The following is an 836-nucleotide window of genomic DNA, read 5'->3' on the forward strand; positions in this document are numbered from 1 at the left end:
CGGACCGACATCTGGCCGGCGGGCGACCTGGCGGTGCAAATTGAAATTGGCCGTATCCTCGGCCACGAGGCGCGCCCAAGCGAGAAGCTGGTGCGTGACCTGGCCGAGCCGTGGCGTCCGCACCGTGGGGCCGCCGCGATCTTCGCCTGGCATCATTATCAAAGCGACATGACGGTCGTCTGAGCCATGGCAAAAGCAGACCGCCTCGCCCGGCTCGACGACCGTCGCGCCGAAATCGAAACCGAATATCGCACGCTGCTGCTCGCCGCGCTGCAGCGGACGGCGGCGGGCCAGTGGGGCTTGTTCGGCCACACCAAAGACCGGGCTCACGCCGCCAAGGCGGCCCCGACGGTGCTGGAACTGACCGAATTGGGCGAAACCGCCGATCAACTGCGCGAACAATTATCGATGCCGCCCTTTGCGCTCCACGCGGATTTTGTTGCATCGCGCGGCCCCGTATCGGCACACGCCGTCGGCGAACCAAAGCAAGCGCAAGCGTGGCTGGCACGGCTGGAATCACAGGAAGGGAAACCCGCATGAGCGGAAAGTGGAAACTGGGCGTCATCGGCGGATCGGGCCTGTACGCGATCGATGCCTTGCACAATCCGCGCTGGCACCGCGTCGATACGCCATGGGGGCAGCCGTCGGACGAATTGCTGTTCGGGTCGATCGGCGACGTCGAACTCGTCTTTCTGCCGCGCCACGGACGCGGGCATCGCATCAGCCCGTCGGAGCTCAACTTCCGCGCCAATATCGACGCGCTGAAGCGCAGCGGCTGCACCGACATAGTCGCCATTTCGTCGATCGGGTCGCTGCGCGAAGAATTGCCGCCGGGG

Annotated in this window: 1 protein-coding gene and 2 pseudogenes; all 3 read left to right on the top strand. The window is 65.6% G+C overall.

Annotated elements, in window-relative coordinates; translation table 11 throughout:
• Nucleotides 1-183: pseudogene (locus tag AACY52_RS28655) on the top strand (hypothetical protein); the annotation flags it as partial.
• Nucleotides 184-186: 3 nt separating this feature from the next.
• A complete protein-coding gene (locus AACY52_RS28660) occupies nucleotides 187-540 on the top strand; it encodes a hypothetical protein (RefSeq protein WP_033965665.1) in 354 nt (117 codons plus the stop codon).
• Nucleotides 537-836, top strand: a pseudogene (locus AACY52_RS28665) (S-methyl-5'-thioadenosine phosphorylase); the annotation flags it as partial. The gene AACY52_RS28660 and the pseudogene AACY52_RS28665, both read left to right, overlap by 4 nt.

The sequence above is a fragment of the Pseudomonas sp. EA_65y_Pfl1_P113 genome (genome assembly GCF_963970525.1).
Taxonomy (GTDB): Bacteria; Pseudomonadota; Gammaproteobacteria; order Pseudomonadales; family Pseudomonadaceae; genus Aquipseudomonas; species Aquipseudomonas tritici.